Genomic DNA, 19,737 nt, shown 5'->3' on the forward strand with positions numbered 1-19,737 from the left:
CCCGAGGAGGACCCGATGAGCGACTTCATGGACAAGGCCAAGGACTTCGCCGACAAGCACGACAAGCAGGTCGACCAGGGCTTGGAGAAGGGCGGCGAGATGGCCGACCAGCGTACCGGCGGGAAGTACGACGACCAGATCGACAAGGGCGTCGACCAGGCCCAGGCCCGTACGGGCGAGGGTGACCAGGTCCGCTGAAGCTCCTCGGTCCGCTCCCGGGTCGCCGCGCGGTCGGCGGTCCGGGAGCGTCGTTTCCGGCGGATCGACGGTCACCGCTAGCCAAGCATCGACCATTCTCGCTACTATCCGCAGTCGGAACATGACTCACCGTCGAGTCGCCCCCGGCCGGACCGGCGTGCCCTGTGGACGCCGCGACGAGAGGAAGTCAGCCGGTGACCGAGGCACCCGAGACGACCGTCCCCCAGCGCTATCCGTTCAGCGACCCCGACCGGCTCAACCTCGACCCGCGCTACGCCCGGCTGCGCCGGGACGAGCCGCTCACCCGGATCCGGATGCCCTTCGGGGAGCCGGCCTGGCTGGCCACCCGGCACGCCGACGTGCGTATGGTGCTCGGCGACCCCCGGTTCAGCCGGGCCGCCTCGGTGGGCCGGGACGAGCCCCGCAACTCGCCACGGCAGCAGGACACCGGGATCCTGGCCATGGACCCGCCGGAGCACACCCGGCTGCGTCGGTTGGTGGCGAAGGCCTTCACCGCCCGCCGGGTGGAGGAGCTGCGCCCCCGCACCAGGAGGGTCGCCGACGAACTGGTCGACGGCATGCTCGCCGCCGGCCCCCCGGCCGACCTGGTGGAGCACCTGGCCACCCCGCTGCCGATCCGGGTCATCTGCGACCTGCTCGGCGTGCCCGTGGCCGACCAGGGCCGCTTCCACACCTGGTCCGAGGCGATCGTGTCGACCACCTCGCTGAGCCCGGAACAGGCCCAGCAGTACATCGACAACCTGTTGGCGTACATGGGCGAGCTGATCGCGCGCCGGCACCGCGAACCCACCGACGACCTGCTCGGCGCGATGGTCCGGGCCCGGGACGCCGACGACCGGCTCGCGGCGGACGAGGTCGTGCGGCTGGCCGCCGGGCTGCTCGCCGCCGGGCACGAGACGACCGTGACCCAGATTCCCAACTTCGTGTACGTGCTGCTCACCCACCCGGCCGAGTGGGCGCGGCTGCGGGCCGAGCCGGCGCTGGTGCCCGGCGCCGTGGAGGAGCTGATGCGCTTCGTCCCGCTCGGCGCGTCGTCGGCCTTCGCCCGCTACGCCCTGGAGGACGTCGAGCTCGGCGGCGTGCTGGTGCGTGCCGGCGAGCCGGTCGTGGTGTCGATCCCGTCGGCCAACCGGGACGAGACGGTCTTCGCCGAGCCCGACCGGCTCGACCTGGCCCGGCAGGCCAACCCCCACCTCGGCTTCGGGCACGGGGTGCACCACTGCGTCGGCGCGCAGCTCGCCCGGATGGAGCTCCAGGTCGTCCTGGAGACCCTGATCGCCCGCACCCCCGGCCTGCGCCTGGCGGTGCCCGAGTCGGAGCTGACCTGGAAGAGTGGCCTGCTGGTGCGGGGCCTGGTGGCCATGCCGGTGAGCTGGTGACGCGGTGAGCGGGCCGGACGAGCAGTGGCGCGTGCACGTGGACCGGACCCGGTGCATCGGGTCGGGGATCTGCGCGGGCACCGCGCCGGGGCACTTCGTGCTGGTGGACGGGCTGTCCCGCCCGCTGGCCGAGCGGGTGGCGCCCGACGACGCGCTGGTGGACGCCGCGGACTCGTGCCCCATGGAGGCGGTCATCGTGTCCGAGGTGGACAGCCTGCGCCGGATCGCACCGGAGCCGTGAGCGGCCGGTCCACCAAGCCCGCGTCCGGCCGCTCCCACGCCCTCAGCCGAGGACCGCCTCCAGGGTGCGGCGGGCGGTGTCGGCCATCACCGGGTTGGTGTCGACGTAGTAGGGGAGGGCGCCGACGGCCTGGACGATCGCCCAGCCCCGCCCGCGCGCCCAGGTGGCGTCGTCGGCTTGCAGCGCCCGGCGGTAGGTCTCCCGGGCGTCGGGCGGCAACAGGTTCCACGCCGGCATGAGGTCGACCGCCGGGTCGCCGACGCAGACCGCCCCGAGGTCGATGACCGCGGCGAGCCGGCCGTCGCGGACCAGCAGGTTGCCCGGCATCAGGTCGGCGTGGATCCACACGTCCGGCCCGTCGTGCGCGGGCGCGTCGCGGCACTCCGCCCAGACCCGGGCGACCCGGGCGGTGTCGGTCAGGTGGGTGCTCTCGGCCAGGCAGCTACGGACGTGCTCGTCCAAGGCGGGCAGCGGGCCGCCCCGGGTGCGTCCGTTCCACGCCCGGCCGCCGGTGTCCACCTCGTGCAGCGCACAAACGAACCCGGCGAGGTCGCGGGCGAACTCGACCGGATCGCCGATGCTCCGGTCGCCGGCGGTCTCCCCGGGGATCCAGCGGTACGCCGTCCACGGGCCCGGGTAGCCCTCGCCCGGCTCGCCGAGGGCCACCGGCTCGGGAACCGGCAGCGGTACGTGCGGGGCGAGGCGGCGCGCGTCCTCCTGCTCGCGCCGCAGGTCGTCGCGGAGCTCCGGGTCGACGCCGGGTTGCAGCGGGAAGCGCAGCACGATGTCCTCGCCGAGTCGGAACAGCGCGTTCACGGTGCCGTACGAGGTGACCGGGCGCACCGGAAGCCCGCGCCAGCGGGGGAACTGGTCGGCGACGAGGGCGGTGACGACGTCGGTGGTGACGTCGACCTGGTCGGCATGCATCCTCACCGGGCCGATCCTGCCGCCGCCCCGGGGACAGAGCGACCGGTTTTCACCGGGCGCGCCAGGGCCGGCACCCGGGTGCCCACCGGACCGGGCGTGGCCCGGCGCGAGGCACCGCAGGAACGCGCGCAAGCGCCGGTGGGGACGGGCAAGGGTCGGGTGGTACGCGCGAGGGCCGGTCCCCCCGTGCGGGGAGACCGGCCCTCGCCGGTGCGTCGATCAGGCCGAGTAACCGCGCTCGGCGATCCAGTTGGCGACCTTCTCCAGGGTCATCCAGTACTCGCCCTCGGGAGAGGCCGGGTCGGCGATCCGGATGAGGTCACCGCCGTCCCGGTAGCCCACCAGGGTCAGGTAGTGCCCGCCCTCGTACGACTGCGGGTGGCCGTCGGTGTCGACCGCGGTGCCCTTGACGTTGGCCACCACCGGCCGGCCCTCGTCCAGGGCGGCGACCGCGTCGGCCCGCAGCTTGTCGACCTGCTCCGGCTTGGCCACCGGGCCCGAAATCTCCGTGGTCCGGTACCGGCCGCCGGTCAGCTCGTTGAGCACCCGCGTGGTGTCCAGGGCCGAGTCGGTCCCGGCCTCCGTGGTGCCCAGCAGCTTCGCGACCTCGTCCTGCGAGAGGATCTTGCCCTGCGCGGACAGGGCCATCCGCGTCGCGGCCGGGCCGCAGTAGTAGAAGTTGGGCTGCGCCTGGTACTCGATGCCCACCGTGCGCTCGGCCCGCTTGTCGGGGCGGCCGTTCTTGTCGGCCTTGTCGGCCCGCCCGCCCTTGTCGGTGTGCACCGAGGCGACCGGGGCGGTGGCCACCGGCGCGGCCTGGGCGGCCATCGCGGGTCCGGCGATGCAACTGCCCGCCACCAGCAGGCCGGCGACGGAGAGACCGCTCTTGTGGATGATCGGCTTCATTGGTCGGGCTCCAATCGGGGGTTGACGCCTCCGGGAGCCGGAGGCGCAAGCACCGGGACAGGCGCTCGCCTAAAGGGATTCGACGGCCCGGAGCGCGTCCGTGGCCGGGCGTACCAGGGACCCAACGGCCCTGCTCCACGGGGCATTCCGGGGCAGGGGCCAGGGGTCCGGCGGCACGATGAGATGCAACGGCGCCAGGGGCAGCAGGATTCCGGCGTACGGATGCGGCTCGTCACACCCGCGACGTGCGACGGGCTCCTCGGGCTAGTGCCGGCGGTGCCCCGGGCAGCGGTGGTCGGCCGTCTACCGCAGCCGACACCGGCAGGCCGGGCGAACCGGTCAGACCGTTACAGACTTCCCAGCAGGCGCGTCACGGTGATCTCGATGACGACCCGGTCGGGATTGGGGCGCGGTGTCCGGTACCGCTCGGCGTACCGGCGCTCGGCCTCGGCCACGGCGGCCCGGTCGGAGCGGACGACCGCCCGCCCCTCGATGGTGAGCCACCGTCGCCCGTCGACGTGGCAGACGGCCACCGGGGCGCCCACGGGGCCGGCGGCGGCGACGTGTCGGGCCTTGCGGGACGTGCCGCTGGTGATCACCCGGGCCAGGCCCGCCGCGGCGTCGACGGTGACGCCCACCGGCACGACGTGCGGGGTGCCGTCGGCCCGCAGGGTGGTCAACGTCGCCAGGTGCCGTTCCCGGCAGAACGCGGCGACCCGCTCGTCCTGCGGTGCCAACCGGTGGTCGGGCATGTCCGTCCCCTGTCTCGCGGTGGGCGTGCCGGGTCAGGGAACGCGGCGGCGGGTCCGGTCCGGTTCCGGCCCGGCGACCGGTCGGCCGGGCAGCGGAGGACTGCCGGCGCGTCGGTGCCGGAGCAGCCGACCGAGGTAGATCAGCGCGCCGGTCAGCACGGCCATGTCGTCGAGGTAGATCGGGTCGGGCAGCACGTCGATCGGGAGCACGGTGTAGAGCAGCGCCCCGTAGAAGGCGACCTTGCCCTTCACCCCGAGCGTGCCGAGCAGCCGGCGGGTGCGGATCACGCGAACGGCCAGCAGCACCGCGCCGACCAGCGTGACGACCGCCACGACACCGACGAGGACCCACGCCTCCCTGGACATACGGCCACGCTAGCCCAGCCGGGCCAGCTCCGCCCGGATCCGTCGGCCGGCCGGTCGGTACGCGGCCACGGCCACCCGGCCGTGCCGGTCGGTACGCGGCCACGGCCACCCGGCCGTGCCGGTCGGTACGCGGCCACGGCCACCCGGCCGCGCCGGTCAGTACGCGGCCACGGCCGCCCGACCCCGGGCCGCCGGCGGAACCTCCCGGCCGGACACCGCCGGAAGTTCCCGGGTCTGCTCCACCGGCCCCTCGATCAGCGGCAGCAGCGACGGCGACTCCTCGGGCTGGCGGTTGACCGCGGCGAACGCCTCGTCCCGCAGGCTGCGTGCCGACTCGGCGGCGAGTTCGGCGGCGCGCCAGGCGGCCTGCTCCCGCTCCCGGGCGGCCTGCTGCCGGGCGAACAGGTTGTCCCGTACCGCCCGGCGCAGCACCAGCTCCTGCTCGACCGGGTGCAGCCGCGGGTCCCACCCGTTGCGGTGCGCGAAGACGTCGCTGAGCTGCTCCACCGACAGCTCCTTGCGCCAGTACGCGTCCAGCGCGGCCCGGTGCAGGAATCGCTCGCGCTCGGCGTACTCGGCGGGGGTCCGGCCGGTACGCGGCAGGGGCATCGCCTCGGCGTTCGCCAGCCGTCGGACGTCCGCCTCGGCGGCCTCGTACGCCTGCCAGGCCGTCTCGACCGCCTCCTGCGTGGTCAGCCACTCGGCCCGTAGGCGGGCGGCGGTGGCGGCGGCCCGCTCCGCGGCCACCGCGACCTCCTCCGCGTACCGGGACCGTTCGCGCTGCTCCTCGGCCCGTTCCAGTTCGCTCGGCATCGCCGCGCGGCGGATCAGGCCCCCCGCGTCGAAGCGGAGCCGGCCCGGCCGCAGCAACAGGCCGGCGACGGTGACGGCGACGACGCCGAGCAGGCTCAGCCAGATCACGGCGGCCCGCGGCACATCGAGCAGGACGGAGGAGAGCACGGTCTGCATGGTCAGCACCTCGCGGTCGATCGAGCGAAATCGACGTGTGGTCGTGCCCGTCTGACGGGCGGTCGGGCATCGTGGACGCTTGGGCGTACGTCGGCGGTGGTCGTTCCGGCGGGGGGTGCGGGAACGGCCGGACGGGCCGGTACCGAGGCGGGGCGGCCGGAATTGGCGTGCCGGTCCACGCGGTGGCGGACCGGGTGCCGAGGCGGCCGGGATGTCGGGAGGCGGCCCGGCCGGACGGGCCTCGCGCGGCGCGCGGGCGGTCCGTGGCGGGGCCGATGCCTCGGAGAGGCCCGGTGGCCGACGGGTCAGGCGGTGGGTGGACCGCGCCGGGCGGGCACCCCCCGGCCGGGGTCGCGGGCCGGCACGTCCCGGCGGACGAGCGCCTCGGCCCCGGTCTCGGCCGGGACGACGGCCCGGCGGACGGCCGGCGGGGTGGCCGCGTCGACCACGTGCTCGGCGGCCGGGGCACGGCCCGGAAGCGGCTGCTCGACCGGGCCGCCAACGGCGGCGGGGGCGCTCGCGGCGGCCGGGCCGAGGGCGGGGGCGGGCGGTGCCGGTGCGGCGGTCACGCCGCCGAGGCCGACGGCGAGCACCAGCGCGGCGACCGCCAGCCGGGTCAGCTCGCGCAGGGAGCGCAGCGTGACCGACCAGAACGGGTCGGCGGGCGCTACGAACGGCACCGTTCCAACCTATCCCCCGCGAGCGGCCGGCGCAGCGCGGCGGCCACGCCGGTTCGGTGACCGACACCACGCCGTCCCCTGTGGAGGTGCTGGTCGACGCCGTGGGAGTGCCGTCCGGGCCGGGTGGGCCAGCGCCGGCCGCCGGACATGCGACGGCCCACCCGGGGGAAGCCTCCCGCCGGATGGGCCGTCGTCGTGCTGTCAGCCGTCGGTGCCGAGCACCGGCGGCGCGGCGTCCGCGCCGTCCCGCCAGACCATGTCGTCCTCGGTCAGCCAGGTCAGCCGGCCGTCGGCGGTGTCGTCGTCGTGCTGCCCCTGGCGGGCACCCAGGATGCCGGGCCGGTTCGCGGCCCGGCCCGCGCCCGGCCGTCCCGCCCCGGTGGCTGCCTGGTTGCCGGCACCGGCCGTGCCCTGACGCGAGGCGTCGAAGCGCCGCCCCATCCCGGTGGCCGCTCGGTTTTCCGCCGCGGGGGTGCCGCCTGCGGGCCGGGCCGCCGTGCTCGGCGCGGTGCTCGACCCGGCGAGGGCGCCGGTGCCGACCAGACCGCCGGCCGGCGTGCCGCCCTGGGGGCCGAAGTTCAGGCCGGGGTTGGCCGAGGCCGTCGCGGTGCCGCCCGGCCCGGTCAGGCCGGTCGTGCCGGCCGTCGCGCCGGTCAGCAGCGCGGCCCCGGCGAGGGAGGTGCCGGCACCGACGCCGCCCGGCACGCCGCCGGTCATGCCGGTGCCCGGCTGCCCGCTGCCGCCCGGCGCCGGGGAGCCCTGGCCGGAGCCGGTCTCCGGCCCGGAGGACGGCCGGTCGGGGGCCGCGATGGTGGCGCCGCCCGGCTGCCCCGCGAGACCGCTGCTGGTCGGCGCGGCCGTCGGCGTGGTGGAACCCGGGCCGAGGCGCGGGACCGTGACGGAGTTGTTCTGGGTGGTACCGGGGATGTCCGGGTCCGGCGGGGGCGGCGGGACCAGGCGACCGTACGCCGACAGGTCGTAGCCGGCGGCCAGTTCGGCCACCACCTTGACCATGCGCTGGTGCGCCTTCTCCTGCTCGGCCTTGTCCTGCTGGTGGCCGAGCAGCCCGCCGACCAGGACGCCCGGCACGCCGAAGACGGCGCCCTTGGCCGCTCCGGAGAGCGCCTTGTCGTGGTCGTCGGTCTCGGCCGGGCTCTCCGCCTGCTCGCGGGCGGTGCGCAGGTCGGCGGCCATCAGCGTCAGCCCCCGGCTGACGTCGGCCATGCCCTCGCCGAGCTTGCCGGCGTAGTCGCTGACCAGGGCGAGCCGGCGCTGGAACTCCTGCGAGGCCGAACCCGTCCACGTGTTGGCCAGCTTGTCGAGGTCGCCGTCGAGCTCCTTGACGAGCCCGTCGAGGATGCCCTTGAGGGACGTCCACTGGGCGGCGATGCCGTCGATCTGGCCCGGCTGGCCGGCCATCACACCGTCGTAGAGCTGCTGGTGGCTGACGTGCTGGTAGCGCTGGGTGTACTCAGACACGCGGCTCCCCCTCCCGCTTCAGCGCGTCGTCGACCCCGGCCAGCGCGGCCTCGATGTCGGCGGCGTTGGCCGCGTTGCGCTCCTCGGTGGTGCGGTAGTTGGACAGGATCGTCGCGGTCGCGCTCTGGGACGCCTTCACCGCCTCGCGCAGCCGATCGACCTGGTCCACGTAGGACTGGTAGATCTCGGAATAGCGACGGGCGTTCTCGGTCGCGTCGGCGAACGAGCCCAGCGCCGGCGGCCGGCACTGCATCTCGGTGCGCAGCTTCCGCAACGCCTTCTCCGCTTCGGTCAGCCGGGTGGCCAACTTCTGCTGGAAGTCCTCCAGGGACATCAGGTCGACTGTCGTGCGCCCCGTCATGGCAGCATCCCCGTACGTCATCGTCGATAAACCGTTGGCACGCACAGGTTAGTCGACCGGCGCGAGTCGGGCGACCCGCCGGGTGTACCGATCCGTCGCGTCCGGGCTCAGTTGCCCGCGCCCGGCGAGGAGGCGGCCGGGTCGGGCGAGGCCGGCGCCCCCGACGACGGCCCGCCTGACGGCTCCGTGGACCCGCCCGACGACGGCCTCCCGGACGGCTCCGCCGACCCGCCCGACGGGCTCGACGTCGGGCTGTCCGACGGCTTCGCCGCCCCGCCCGAGGAGGCCGCCGGCCTGGCCGACGGCGCGGTGCCGGGCGAGAAGTGGGCGAGCGCGCCGTCCCGCGACAGGGTCGGCCCGGTGGGCACGAGGGCCAACAGCGACGCGGGTACGGCCAGCGGCTTGTGCCCCTCGTAGCCGAGCGCGCTCATGGCGCCGATGCCGAGCGGGTAGCGGACCCCCTGGGCGCTGATCAGGTAGACGGTGGCGCCGGCGGCGGGCGTGCCGCTCTCGCCGGACCCTGGAGCGGCCTGCACGAGCACGCCCTTGCCGCCGGGCAGCAGCACGGCCTCGGCGGTACGCACGCCGTCGCGCCCGGTCTGCCGCACCGGAACGGCCGCGACCAGCTCCTGCGGCGCGCGGTCGAAGACCTCCAGCGTGGTGGTGGGCGGACCGCCGTTGACCCCCTCCCGGTAGGTCGCGCAGATCGCCGTCCGGCCCACAGTGACCTGGTGCAGCGTGGGCAGGGCCTGCGGCATCCCCGACTCCTCCACCCGCTGGTCGGTCAGCAGCTTGCCGGCCTGCGCGGGGGTGATGTCGGTGACCTCGCCGCCGTCGCGCAGCAGCAGCAGCGCGCTGAGTTCGCCGATCGCGCTGAGGCCCTCCCGGGTGAGCACGTAGTGCTGCCCCGCCGCCCGGAACACCTGGCCCACCTTGGCCGGGCGTTCGGTCCGGGTGCTGGCCTCGTCCGCGCCCGCGATGGCGGGCTTGCGCAGGATCGGCCCGGCCGGCACGGCGTTGAGCAGCTGCTGGCCCACGGGGAGACGGGGCGCGTTGGCCATCCGCAGCGCGGCGAGCGCGGAGTCGCCGCCCGTCACCTGCAACCGGGCGTTCCCGGTGAGCAGGTGCCGCTGGCCGTCCACCTCCACCAGCACCGCGCGGTCGCCGAGCGGCACCCCGCCGGGGAGCGGACGGTTGATCACGACCTGGGTGCTGCCGGAACGGCGGGGGTCGGCCGGGTCGGGCACGTCGCACACGGACCAGGGCAGGCCGGTCAGCGACTTCCGGTCCGGCAGCGCGTCCGGGGCGCCGACGATGCCGACCGTACGGCCGCGGGGCCGCTCGCGGATCGACGCCTGGGACATCGTGCGCACCTGCGGGGCCGGCTCGTTGATGATCAGACGGGCCGAGGTGTAGTTGAGCGTGGGATGCAGTTGCCCGTCCACGAACACGTACGTCGCCCCGGTCTCCCGCTCGATCACCAGGGTGTTCGGCTCCAGCGGCGCCGTGTTGCCGGTGAACTGCCCGTACGCGCCGACGCCGCCGAGCACCACCGCAGCGGCGATCACGCTGCCGAAGACCGCCATGCCGAGCCGCCGCATCGGCAGGTTGCTGGTCTCCGGGTCGCCCGACAAAAGCGCCGAGACGATCCGGCGGGTGACGAAGCGGTACGCCTGCACCTGATCGCGGCGGGTCCGCATGACTTACCTCCGGCGGGGGTGGGTCCGCGACGAGCAGGTCCGAGTCGGTGTCGCGGGCTTCCCTACGATAAGGGGCCGTCGACGGGTCACCGGGACCAGCGCCCGACCCGAACCGGCGGACGCTCCGCCGTCCAGAGAGGACTGTCAGCGATGACGCAGGTTCAGGCGCCACCCGGTCGTCCGGCACCACAGCCGTCCGGCGTCGCCCAGCGGCCGGTGATCCCGGCCGACCGGCGCGACCGCGGTCGCATCGGGCCGGTGGCCGTGGGCCAGCTCGTGCTGCTGGAACTCTGCGCCCTGGCCGTCTGGGCGGCGCTGGGCGGGCCGCCCTGGCTCGCCGGCACCGTGGCGTTGCTGTCGGTGGTGGTCGTGATCGCGGCCTTCGCCCGCCGGGGTGGCCGCTGGTGGTACGAGGACCTGCTGCTGCGCCGGCGGCTGGGCCGGCGCCGGGAGGCCGCCAGGAGCACGGTCACGGCCGGCCGCGCGGCGGATCCACGGCTGGCGGCGCTGGCCCCCGAGCTGAATGTGATAGAACTCACTGACCGGGGGACCCGGCTCGGCATCGGACAGGACGCGCAGGGCTGGTTCGCCGCGGTGGCGGTGCAGGGCCGCGCGGGGGCTCCCGCCGGCTCGGTCGAGGCGGGTGTCGTGGACCGGGCGCTGCGCGTGCTCGCCGACTTCACCGGCCCGGTCACCCGGGCCCAGGTGGTCTCGCACACCCTGGTCTGGTACCCGGCGCCGGGGGCGCCGCCGGCGGCCCACCGGACGGTCTGGGTGGCGCTGCGGCTCTCCGTGCGGGACGCCCGCGTCGAGACGGTCACCCGGGGTGGCGGGATGCCGGGGGTGCACCGCACGCTGGCTGCCGGGATCGGGCGGCTGGGCAAGGCGCTGACCGCGGCCGGGCTCGTCCACCGGCCGCTCGGCCGTGACGAGCTGCGCGCGGCGGTCGTCTCGGGAGCCGGGCTGGACCTGGCACCCACCCCGCAGGCGGAGACCTGGACCGGGCTGCGCGGCGGCGGCTGGACGCAACGCTGCCTGGCGCTGCGGCCCCGGGGCGACGCACCGTTCGGCCCGCTGGTGGACGCGGTGACGGCGACGTCCGCCCCGTCGCACACGCTGGCCGCCGTGGTGCTGCCGGGCGGGCGGGTCGCCCCGCCCCTGCTCCGCGTGGCGGCGCTGGACAACCACGTGGAGGCGCTGGTCAAGGCGGTGCGGGAGGTGGCGCGCCGCGCCGGCGCGCCGACCCGCCCGGTGGACGGCCAGCACGGCCCCGGCGTCTACGCCACCGCCCCGGTCGCCACCGTCGTCACCACCCTCGACCCGGCCGCCTGACGGCCCGGCCGGCCACGCCTGCCCGGCGCTCGTCACGGGCCGGTGAGCCGGCCCGGCGGGCCAGGGGCGAGCCCGGCCGGGGTGGGGCCAGGGCGAAGGGTCGGGGCCGTCGACGAGGAGGTTGGCTCCGCGGGTGTTGCCGGGGATCAGGGGCGGAGGTTGACGATCCAGCCGTAGAGGCCGACGACCCAGACGGCCAGCGGCACCAGCGCGATGATCAGCAGGATCTCCACGATGTCGAGCAGCCGGCCCCAGACCGGGGAGATCCGCTTGCCGGCCACGGTGAGCCCGTAGATGAGGCTCACCACGGCCGCGAGCACCAGGCCGCCGAGGACCAGGCCGAGGCGGGTGCCCGTCGAGCCGTTGCCGAACGTGGCCGCGGCGGTCAGGCCGAGGCCCGCGGTGCCGGCGAACAGCACCGGGGTGCGCTGGGCACGGCCGAGGAACGGCCGCGCGCGCAGCAGCGACAGCAGGGCCAGCACGAGGCAGAGCAGCACGGCGGCGAGCCGGCCGTCGAACGCGAGGATCACCTGGGCGCCGAGCACCAGCAGCGACACCGTCCAGAGCAGGCCGGTGAGGAACTCGTCGGCCCGCTCGCTGAGCTGGAGCACCCGCCGGCCGTCCACCGACTCGGTGTCGGACTTCAGGTCGTCGGGGCCGGTCGGGATGGACGGGACGGGCAGCCGGGCCAGCCGGTAGGCCGCCATCGGCAGGGCCGGCACCGCGCCGAACGCGATCGCCGCGACGACCGCGGCGGCTTCCGGCGCGTCGACCTTCTCGAACGCGAGGCTGAGTAGCGCGCCGATGCCCGTGGCGGCGCCGACCCCGACCGCGCCGAAGAACAGCGGGAGCCGGTCGCCGACGGCCAGCGCGGCCACCGCGGCGCAGAGCACCACCGCCGTGGCGGCGAGGAGCACGTGCGGGGCGGCCAGCTCCGTCAACGGGCGGTCGCCGGCGAGCAGCAGCAGGCCGCCGACGCCCGCGTACGCCAGGCCGACGACCCCGAGCACCGACCCGGTGGCGCTGTCGGCGGCGGCCCGGGACAGCACGGCGGCGGTGACCACCAGGGCGACCGCGACGACCAGCGCGGCCAGCGCGCCCGGGAGGTGCGGCGGCCCGGTGAAGAGCGCCGCCACCGCGCCGGCGCCGAGCGCCGCCGCGGCGAACAGCACCGCGAAGGACCGGGTGGTGCCGACCTGCCACGCGCCCGGGCGCTGGTTGGTGGCGGTGGCCACCGCGTCGACGACGTCGTCGAAGACGATCTCCGGTGCGGAGGCGGACCGCGGGTTGAAGTAGAGCACCTCGCCGTCGCGGATGCCGAGCTGGGCCGGGGTGCGACCGCCGTCCAGCGGCTGCCCGCCGAGCCGGGCCAGGCTCCAGCCGCCGTGCCGGACGCCCTCGTCGGCCAGGTCCTCACCCGCGTAGCGCAGCAGGGTGGGCAGCAGGTCGGCGAGCGGTACGTCCGACGGTAGCGCGAGGTCCATCCGGGTACGGGGCGCCACGATGGTGATCCGGCTCAGGCCGCCGGTCGCCGTCTTCGTCGCCACATGGCCTCCTCGCGCTCTTCTACGATCGCCCCTGGCCGGCGGTACCGACGCATGGGTTCCTGACGCCCACGGGAGATTACCTACGATGGCGGGCACGTACGATGCCCACCCGACGACTCCGGTCCCGCACAAAACTTCATCAGGGCCGCTTCTGGGGAGGAGACAGCCGTGAGCACGGTGGTGTTCCGCCGGCTCCCGCGTCAGCCGGGGCCTGCGCTGCCGCGAGGCGAGGTGGTGCTGGAATCGCCTCCGGAGCTGCCCGAACCGACCCCACGCGGGATGGGGCAGCTGCTGATGATCCTGCCCATGGTCTGCGGCGTGGGCGCGATGGCGTTCCTCTACGCGGGCCGGGGCGGCGGCACGATGACGTACATCGCCGGTGGCCTCTTCGGCGTCTCGATGCTGGGCATGGCGATCGGGTCGCTCAGCCACGGCAACGACGACAAGGCCGAGCTGAACGCCGAGCGGCGCGACTACATGCGCTACCTGGCGCAGATGCGCAAGCGCACCCGGCGCGCGGCCGAGCAGCAGCGGGCGGCGATGGCCTGGCGGCACCCGGAACCGGACGCGCTCTGGTCGATCGCCGCCTCCCGCCGTCTGTGGGAGCGCCGGATCACCGAGGACGACTTCGGCGAGACCCGGATCGCCACCGGCCCGCAGCGCCTCGCCGTGGAGATCGTTCCGCCGGAGACCAAGCCGGTCGAGGACCTGGAGCCGATGAGCGCCATCGCGCTGCGCCGCTTCGTCCGCGCCCACTCGACCGTGCCGGACCTGCCGACCGCGCTCTCGGTGCGGGCGTTCAGCCGGGTGGTGCTGCGCGGCGACCGGGCGCCGGTGCTCGACCTGACCCGGGCCGCCCTGGGCCAGCTGGCCACCTTCCACGCCCCGGACGACCTGGTCATCGCGATCGTGGCCGCCCCGGACCGGCAGCCGTCCTGGGACTGGGTCAAGTGGCTGCCGCACAACCACCACAGCGCCCGGACGGACGCGGCGGGCGCCCGCCGGATGGTCTTCGCCAGCCTCGCCGAGGCCGAGGAGGCGCTCGCCGGCGACCTGGCCGGCCGGCCCCGGTTCGCCCCCGAGGCGAAGCCGCTGACCACCGCGGCGCACCTCGTGGTGGTGATCGACGGCGGTGAGGTCTCGGCGACCTGCCAGCTCATGGGGCCGGGCCTGCTCGGCGCGACCGTGATCGACCTCTCCGGCACCGTGCCCCGGGACGCGGGCCGCTGGCTGCTCTGCCTCGACGTGGGCGACGGCACCTCCCTCGACCTGGTGCGCGGCACGTCCTCGTCCCGCCTCGGCACGCCGGACCGGCTCGGCGAGGCCGCCGCCGAGGGGCTGGCCCGGCAGATCGCCCCGTACCGGCTCTCGCAGCAGCAGACCACGTCGGACGAGCCGCTGGCGCGCAGCATGGAGCTGCCCGACCTGCTCGGTGTCGGCGACGCCGCCGCGGTCGACGTGCAGCAGACCTGGCGTCCGCGCAGCCAACGGGACCGGCTGCGGATCCCGCTGGGCGTCGGGCCCGACGGCAACGTGGTCGAGCTGGACTTCAAGGAGTCCGCGCACGAGGGCATGGGCCCGCACGGCCTGGTGATCGGCGCGACCGGTTCCGGCAAGAGCGAGCTGCTGCGGACGATCGTCGGCGCGCTGGCCGTGACGCACTCCTCCGAGGAACTGAACTTCGTCCTGGTGGACTTCAAGGGTGGTGCCACCTTCGCCTCGCTGGAGGCGCTGCCGCACACCAGCGCGGTGATCACCAACCTGGCGGACGAACTGCCGCTGGTCGACCGGATGCGGGACGCGCTGGCCGGCGAGATGAACCGCCGCCAGGAGGTGTTGCGGGCCGCCGGCAACTACGTCTCGCGCTACGACTACGAGAAGGCCCGGGCGGCCGGCGAACCGCTGGATCCGATGCCCAGCCTGCTGATCATCTGTGACGAGTTCAGCGAGATGCTCGCCGCCAAGCCCGACTTCATCGATCTCTTCGTGATGATCGGCCGGCTCGGCCGGTCGCTCGGCGTGCACCTGCTGCTGGCCAGCCAGCGGCTGGAGGAGGGCAAGCTGCGCGGCCTGGACACCCACCTGTCGTACCGGATCGGTCTGCGGACCTTCTCGGCCGTGGAGAGCCGGATCGTGCTCGGCGTGCCCGACGCGTACGAGCTGCCCAGCGCGCCCGGCCACGGCTACCTGAAGACCGACACCAGCACCATGCTGCGGTTCCGGGCGGCGTACGTGTCCGGGCCGTACCGGGCGCCGGGGCAGGCCGTCGCGTCGTCGCGGGCGATGGTGCAGCGCCGGATCGTCCGGTACGGGGTGGACTTCGTGCCGGTGCAGAACCCGACCCTGCCGGCGCCGACCGAGCCCGAGCCGGAGCAGACCGGCGAGGGCAAGGCCGTGGCGATGCTCGACGTGCTGATCGACCGGCTCAAGGGGCGGGGCCGCCCCGCGCACCAGGTCTGGCTGCCGCCGCTGGCCGAGCCGCCGGGGCTGGGCGAGCTGCTTCCGCCGCTGACCGCCGACCCGAAGTACGGCCTCTGCACCGCCTCGTGGCGCGGTCGCGGGCAGCTCGCCGCTCCGATCGGCATCGTGGACCGGCCGTACGAGCAGCGCCGTGACCCGATGTTGGTCAACCTGTCCGGCGCGGGCGGCAACGTGGTGATCGTCGGCGCCTCGCTGAGCGGCAAGAGCACCATGCTGCGCTCCATGCTCGCGTCGCTCGCGCTCACCCACACCCCGCGCGAGGTGCAGTTCTTCTGCCTCGACTTCGGTGGTGGCGCGCTGCGCAGCCTGGACGGGCTGCCGCACATGGCCGGCGTGGCCGGGCGGCGGGACACCGAGGCGGTGCGCCGCACCGTGGCCGAGGTGGTGGCCGTCCTCGACGAGCGCGAGGCCCGGTTCGCCCAGCACGGCATCGACTCGGTGGCCAGCTACCGCCGCCGCCGGGCGGCCGGCGAGTTCGCCGACGACCCGTTCGGTGACGTCTTCCTCGTCGTGGACGGCTGGAACACGCTGCGCCAGGAGTACGAGGAGCTGGAGCAGACCATCACGACCCTCGCCAACCGGGGCCTGGGCTTCGGCGTGCACGTGGTGCTGACGGCCGTGCGGTGGGCGGAGATCCGGATCAACATGCGGGACCTGCTCGGCACGAAGCTGGAGCTGCGCCTCGGTGACCCGAACGAGTCGGAGATCGACCGGCGGGCGGCGGCGAACGTCCCGACCGGCTCGCCCGGGCGCGGCCTGACCCGCGACAAGCTGCACTTCCTCACCGCCATCTCCCGGATCGACGGGCGCCGCGACATCGACGACCTGACCGAGGCGTCCGTCGCGCTGTCCAAGCAGGTCGCGTCGGCCTGGCCCGGCCGGCCGGCCCCGAGGGTGCGGCTGCTGCCGCGCAAGCTGCCCGCCAGCGAGCTGGCCCGGGTCGTCGACCGGTCGGCGCCGGGCCTGCCCATCGGCGTCAACGAGTCGGCGCTGGCCCCGGTCTACCTCGACCTCGTCAACGAGCCGCACCTGACGGTCTTCGGCGACGCCGAGTGCGGCAAGACCAACGTGCTGCGGCTCATCGCGCGGGGCATCACCGAGCGGTACACGCCGGCGCAGGCCCGGCTGGTCATCGCCGACTACCGGCGTGGCCTGCTCGGTGCCGTCGAGGGGGACCACCTGCTCGACTACGCGCCCTCGAACCAGGTGTTCGCGCAGGGGCTCGGCTCGATCCGCAGCGCGCTGTCCAACCGGCTGCCCGGCCCGGACGTCACCACCGCGCAGCTGCGCGACCGGAGCTGGTGGAAGGGGCCGGACCTCTACATCCTGGTCGACGACTACGACCTGGTCGCCTCGGGCGGCAACAACCCGCTCAGCGCCCTGCACGAGCTGCTGCCCCAGGCCCGCGACATCGGCCTGCACCTGATCATCACCCGACGGGTGGGTGGCGTCGCCCGGGCCCTCTACGAGCCGGTTCTCCAGCGCCTGCGCGAGCTGGACCAGCCCGGCCTGCTGATGTCCGGCAACCGGGAGGAGGGCGCGGTCTTCGGCACGTTGCGGCCGAGCCCGCAGCCGCCGGGCCGGGGCACCCTGGTGCGCCGTCGGGACGGCCAGCAGCTCATCCAGACCGCCTGGTCGGAGCCCAGCTGACGAGCCGGCCGGCTGCGGGGCCGGCCGGGAATGACCGCATCCGGTAACCTGCGGCACGAGCGTCGCAGCCGACGAGAGGACCGTGTTGAGTACATCGTGGACGCCCGGCGCGGGAGCGGCCGGTCTCGAGGGGCTCCTGCGGCAGGCGCAGGAGCAGCAGCGTCGGTTGGCGGACTTCCAGCAGCAGCGCGCCGAGCTGCGGGTCACCGGGGAGAGCCCGGACGGCCTGGTCCAGGTCACCGTCGACGGCGACATGAAGGTCGGCGACATCCAGCTCAACCCCCGGGCCATGCGGCTGGACAGCTTCGGCCTGGTCGAGTCGCTCCAGGCCGCGATCGACGCCGCCTACGCCGCGCACGCCGAGCGGCAGCGCGAGCTGGTGGAGGAGATGGTCGGCGGCGCGGACCTGGTCCGGCGGGCCGAGGCCGGGAAGGTGACTCCGGAGGAGTGGTTCCGCCACTTCGGGGTCGACATCAACGACCCGATGCGCCGGCTGCGCGGCTGACGGGGAAGGGGAGGACAGTGGCGAACACGGTCGATGTCGGCGCGATCAAGGGTGCCGCGAAGAAGCTCGCCGCCGAGGACGGCCCGAAGGCCTTCCTGCGGAACGCGAAGGAGAAGCTGGACGAGGTCAAGCTCTCCAGCCTGTCCATGACCATCCTGGGCATCGGTGCCGTCAACCGGCACAACGCGGTGATCGACGAGCACGTCGACAACCTGAGCAAGGGCGTCGAGCACCTCCAGAAGGCCGCCGACAACCTCGAGAAGACCGCAAGCAACTGGGAGAAGTCGGACCAGCCCTGGGTGGTCAAGTGATCGCGCGGGCACAGGACGCAGGGAGGCGCTGATGCCGGAGATCCTGATCGCCAATTCCTCGGGCTCGGTGGTGGGGACGCACAGTGTCGCCGCGCAGACCGCGCCGGTCCGTACGCTGGCCGGAGCCGCGCGGGCCAACTGGGTCTGGTTGGTCGGTGCGGGTGTGGTCATCGCCGCCCTCATCCACCTGGAGTCCTTCGACAACGAAGAGATCTCCAAGGCCGTCAAGAACTGGGAGGAAGCGGCCGCCTATCTCGGCGGTGACCAGTTCGGCAAGGCGATGGAGAGCGTGCCGCCGTCCGACAAGGAGTGGAACTTCGAGGACCGCGAGGCGTTCGACAAGTTCGTGCAGCAGCTCAACATGGAGGTCGCGGCGCTCGCCACGGCGCTGACCGCCAACAAGGATGCGTTGCAGGGCATCCAGGAGCACTACAACGCCGTGATCGACGCGCTGTGTCAGGTGCTGTGGACGATCCTGATCGCGGTCATCGCGGCCGTGGCCCTCCAGGCGTTCCCGGCGACCGTTCCGCTGGCGAACGCGATCGGAGTGGCGGGCCTCACCGCCAGCCTGGCCATCATCGCACTCGTCTTCCAGGACATCGGGTCGTTGTTCTCCACCATCACGAGCTCGTTCCGCGGCGCCGACGTGCACCAGTTCACCGCCGAGTCCAAGCCGGGCTTCGCGACGGGGCCCGACCCCGACATCAAGGACATCAAGATCGACTGGGTGCAGGATTCGGGGTTTTACACGGCCTGAGTGTCAGGCCGGAAGGTGGGTGGCATCGTGTGGCAGACAGGCTTGTTCGTGTACGCGTTGGCGACCATCCCGGTGTTCCTCGTCCTCGGGCTGGTCGCGCAGATGTCCCGTTCGCGGATTGCCAGGCGCGCGATGGAGATCGTCCTGCTCAGCGGGGTGGCTGCGTTCGCGGTCGCGCTCGGCACCCTGGCGGACGACGCGACGCAGTGGGCGCTGGCATCGATGCTGGCCGTCATGTTCGTGGTGGGCCTGGTGCTGCACGTCCGCTCGTACTTCCGTTCCTCGTAAGGGGGAGCGGGTTTCCGGGTGGCCGTCGGTGCCGCCCGGGGGAGGGCTGCGCGGACTGGACGACGTCCGCTACGGTCTTCCGCAGGAGTGTCCGTCGGTGGGGTGATTGCCTTGCCGCGGGGGAGGGGCGCGGCACTTGCGCCGCCACAAGATGACGGAAGGGTGTGAAGCATGGCGTTCGAGGTCGAAGCAGCGACTCTACATACCGCCGCGAGTGACGTGCGGTCCACGCGCAGCGAGGTCGACGGCGAGCTGAAGAAGCTGTGGAACGTGGTCGACGACCTGGCCATCGCCTGGAAGGGTCAGGCGTCCACCGGCTTCCAGTCGCTCATGCAGCGCTGGAACGAGGACACGGCCAAGCTGCTGACGGCGATGGACAACATCGCCGACCTGCTCGACAAGTCGGGTACGACGCACCAGGTCAACGACGAAGAGCAGCAGCAGATGCTGGACAAGTTCCACTCTGCACTCAACCCGTGATCCGCCGACACGAGCAGGGGAGGAACTCATGAGCATCAAGGTTGATTACGCCGTCCTCGAGAGCAGCAACCAGCAGATGCAGGCCATCTCGCGGACCATCGACGAGAAGCTGGACACGCTGCGTTCGATGCTGTCGAAGCTCCAGTGGGACGGTGAGGACCGTGCCGCGTACGAGCAGCACCAGGCACAGTGGGACGCCGCCGTTCGGGACATCAACAAGATCCTGAACGAGATCGGTGGCGCGGTGGGCATCGCCCGCGAGAACTACGTCAGCACCGAGATGAGCAACGCCAAGGCGTGGAACTGACGCAAACGCCGACGCGGCTCCGGTCCGGTTCGACCGGGCCGGAGCCGCGACGCGTTGTGCGCCGATAGGTCCTGGGGGATTCATGCGTACGGGGAAGCCT

Annotated in this window: 21 protein-coding genes; 11 read left to right on the plus strand and 10 right to left on the minus strand. The window is 74.1% G+C overall.

Annotated features, from left to right (window positions below; translation table 11 throughout):
* Positions 1–15: 15 nt before the first annotated feature.
* The 3 genes from ACZ6O2_RS07540 (at position 16) to ACZ6O2_RS07550 (ending at position 1,839) form a co-directional block, all read left to right on the plus strand.
* Positions 16–198, plus strand: a complete 183-nt coding sequence (locus ACZ6O2_RS07540; protein ID WP_350701676.1) for an antitoxin — start codon at positions 16–18, stop codon at positions 196–198.
* Positions 199–392: 194 nt separating this feature from the next.
* Positions 393–1,598, plus strand: coding sequence for a cytochrome P450 (locus tag ACZ6O2_RS07545; protein WP_466022325.1), 1,206 nt, complete (start codon positions 393–395; stop codon positions 1,596–1,598).
* 4 nt (positions 1,599–1,602) lie between these two features.
* A complete protein-coding gene (locus tag ACZ6O2_RS07550; RefSeq protein ID WP_350701672.1) occupies positions 1,603–1,839 on the plus strand; it encodes a ferredoxin in 237 nt (78 codons plus the stop codon).
* 42 nt (positions 1,840–1,881) lie between these two features.
* On the opposite strand, the gene ACZ6O2_RS07555 is transcribed toward ACZ6O2_RS07550, so the two are convergent.
* From ACZ6O2_RS07555 to eccB, 9 genes are all read right to left on the minus strand, one after another.
* The gene (locus ACZ6O2_RS07555) at positions 1,882–2,766 is read right to left on the minus strand and encodes an aminoglycoside phosphotransferase family protein (protein WP_466022385.1); all 885 of its coding nucleotides are present in this window, start codon (positions 2,764–2,766) and stop codon (positions 1,882–1,884) included.
* A 219-nt stretch (positions 2,767–2,985) separates the two neighbouring features.
* Positions 2,986–3,672 carry a C39 family peptidase gene (locus ACZ6O2_RS07560; RefSeq protein WP_350701671.1) on the minus strand — a complete coding sequence of 229 codons (687 nt, stop codon included), beginning with the start codon at positions 3,670–3,672 and terminating at the stop codon, positions 2,986–2,988.
* A 347-nt stretch (positions 3,673–4,019) separates the two neighbouring features.
* Positions 4,020–4,424, minus strand: coding sequence for a pyridoxamine 5'-phosphate oxidase family protein (locus ACZ6O2_RS07565; RefSeq protein ID WP_350701669.1), 405 nt, complete (start codon positions 4,422–4,424; stop codon positions 4,020–4,022).
* Positions 4,425–4,457: 33 nt separating this feature from the next.
* The gene (locus ACZ6O2_RS07570; protein WP_466022326.1) at positions 4,458–4,790 is read right to left on the minus strand and encodes a DUF1232 domain-containing protein; all 333 of its coding nucleotides are present in this window, start codon (positions 4,788–4,790) and stop codon (positions 4,458–4,460) included.
* A 156-nt stretch (positions 4,791–4,946) separates the two neighbouring features.
* On the minus strand, positions 4,947–5,759 hold the full coding sequence (locus ACZ6O2_RS07575) for a hypothetical protein (protein ID WP_350701666.1): 813 nt from the start codon (positions 5,757–5,759) through the stop codon (positions 4,947–4,949).
* A gap of 305 nt (positions 5,760–6,064) precedes the next feature.
* Positions 6,065–6,439 (minus strand): hypothetical protein, encoded by a 375-nt coding sequence (locus ACZ6O2_RS07580; protein ID WP_350701664.1) that lies wholly within the window; start codon positions 6,437–6,439, stop codon positions 6,065–6,067.
* A 201-nt stretch (positions 6,440–6,640) separates the two neighbouring features.
* Entirely contained in the window at positions 6,641–7,918 is a 1,278-nt protein-coding gene (locus tag ACZ6O2_RS07585) for a WXG100 family type VII secretion target (RefSeq protein ID WP_466022327.1), read from the minus strand.
* Positions 7,911–8,279 (minus strand): hypothetical protein, encoded by a 369-nt coding sequence (locus ACZ6O2_RS07590; RefSeq protein WP_350701661.1) that lies wholly within the window; start codon positions 8,277–8,279, stop codon positions 7,911–7,913. The genes ACZ6O2_RS07585 and ACZ6O2_RS07590 overlap by 8 nt, the downstream gene beginning before the upstream one ends.
* Before the next feature lie 107 nt (positions 8,280–8,386).
* Positions 8,387–9,979: a type VII secretion protein EccB gene (gene eccB / locus ACZ6O2_RS07595; protein WP_466022328.1), complete on the minus strand. Its 1,593-nt coding sequence runs from the start codon at positions 9,977–9,979 to the stop codon at positions 8,387–8,389.
* Between the two features lie 150 nt (positions 9,980–10,129).
* Between eccB and ACZ6O2_RS07600 the strand changes: the two genes are divergently transcribed.
* Positions 10,130–11,311, plus strand: coding sequence for a type VII secretion protein EccE (locus ACZ6O2_RS07600; RefSeq protein WP_466022329.1), 1,182 nt, complete (start codon positions 10,130–10,132; stop codon positions 11,309–11,311).
* A gap of 146 nt (positions 11,312–11,457) precedes the next feature.
* Here the strand turns inward: ACZ6O2_RS07600 and eccD are convergent, their stop codons facing one another.
* Complete coding sequence (gene eccD / locus ACZ6O2_RS07605) at positions 11,458–12,858, minus strand: type VII secretion integral membrane protein EccD (protein ID WP_466022330.1); 1,401 nt, start codon at positions 12,856–12,858, stop codon at positions 11,458–11,460.
* 168 nt (positions 12,859–13,026) lie between these two features.
* Between eccD and eccCa the strand changes: the two genes are divergently transcribed.
* From eccCa to ACZ6O2_RS07640, 7 genes are all read left to right on the plus strand, one after another.
* Positions 13,027–16,989: a type VII secretion protein EccCa gene (gene eccCa / locus ACZ6O2_RS07610; RefSeq protein ID WP_466022331.1), complete on the plus strand. Its 3,963-nt coding sequence runs from the start codon at positions 13,027–13,029 to the stop codon at positions 16,987–16,989.
* Positions 16,990–17,071: 82 nt separating this feature from the next.
* The gene (locus ACZ6O2_RS07615; RefSeq protein ID WP_350701651.1) at positions 17,072–17,494 is read left to right on the plus strand and encodes a YbaB/EbfC family nucleoid-associated protein; all 423 of its coding nucleotides are present in this window, start codon (positions 17,072–17,074) and stop codon (positions 17,492–17,494) included.
* Between the two features lie 17 nt (positions 17,495–17,511).
* Positions 17,512–17,805 carry a hypothetical protein gene (locus ACZ6O2_RS07620; RefSeq protein ID WP_350701650.1) on the plus strand — a complete coding sequence of 98 codons (294 nt, stop codon included), beginning with the start codon at positions 17,512–17,514 and terminating at the stop codon, positions 17,803–17,805.
* 31 nt (positions 17,806–17,836) lie between these two features.
* Positions 17,837–18,562, plus strand: a complete 726-nt coding sequence (locus tag ACZ6O2_RS07625; RefSeq protein ID WP_350701649.1) for a hypothetical protein — start codon at positions 17,837–17,839, stop codon at positions 18,560–18,562.
* Between the two features lie 27 nt (positions 18,563–18,589).
* Entirely contained in the window at positions 18,590–18,850 is a 261-nt protein-coding gene (locus tag ACZ6O2_RS07630; protein WP_350701647.1) for a hypothetical protein, read from the plus strand.
* A 171-nt stretch (positions 18,851–19,021) separates the two neighbouring features.
* Entirely contained in the window at positions 19,022–19,330 is a 309-nt protein-coding gene (locus ACZ6O2_RS07635) for a WXG100 family type VII secretion target (protein WP_091592956.1), read from the plus strand.
* 28 nt (positions 19,331–19,358) lie between these two features.
* Complete coding sequence (locus ACZ6O2_RS07640; protein ID WP_350701645.1) at positions 19,359–19,637, plus strand: WXG100 family type VII secretion target; 279 nt, start codon at positions 19,359–19,361, stop codon at positions 19,635–19,637.
* The last annotated feature ends 100 nt before the right edge of the window (positions 19,638–19,737 follow it).

It is taken from the genome of Micromonospora sp. NPDC048040, from assembly GCF_055587185.1.